Source organism: Streptomyces sp. SID3212 (assembly GCF_009865405.1).
Classification (GTDB): Bacteria; Actinomycetota; Actinomycetes; order Streptomycetales; family Streptomycetaceae; genus Streptomyces.
This window is the reverse complement of record NZ_WWJY01000576.1, coordinates 1-334: the sequence shown is the minus strand read 5'-3', so window position 1 is coordinate 334 and position 334 is coordinate 1. Positions and strand designations below refer to the sequence as shown.

At 79.3% G+C, this 334-nt stretch carries 1 pseudogene; it reads right to left on the bottom strand.

Annotation, left to right across the window (positions count from 1 at the left end):
• A pseudogene (locus GT042_RS38220) lies at positions 1-334 on the bottom strand (hypothetical protein); the annotation flags it as partial.

Sequence of the window (334 nt, the reverse complement as noted above, 5' to 3'; positions counted from 1 at the left end):
GGGGGGCACGGCGCCGCGCAGCGGGCGCAGGGCCCGCTGGAGGGCGAGCGGGCGGGAGATCATCGGGGGAGTGGGCGTCAGTATCGGCGGCCTGTCGGCCCGGACACGAACCGTGGCCCGGCTGTACAGGGCGGGTGCCCCCGGGGGGTCGAAGTCGGCCTCGTCACCCGGCTCCTCGTCCGGGTCGGGGGCGGCTGCGGCTGCGGCTGCGGCGGGCGGGGGTTCGGCGCGCAGCCGGAACGAGGCGGGGTCGGCCTCCGGGAACCGCGTCTCGGAATCACCGCCGGGATCGGGGGCCGACGCGTGCTCGGGGTGCTCGGCCCGGGGCGACTCG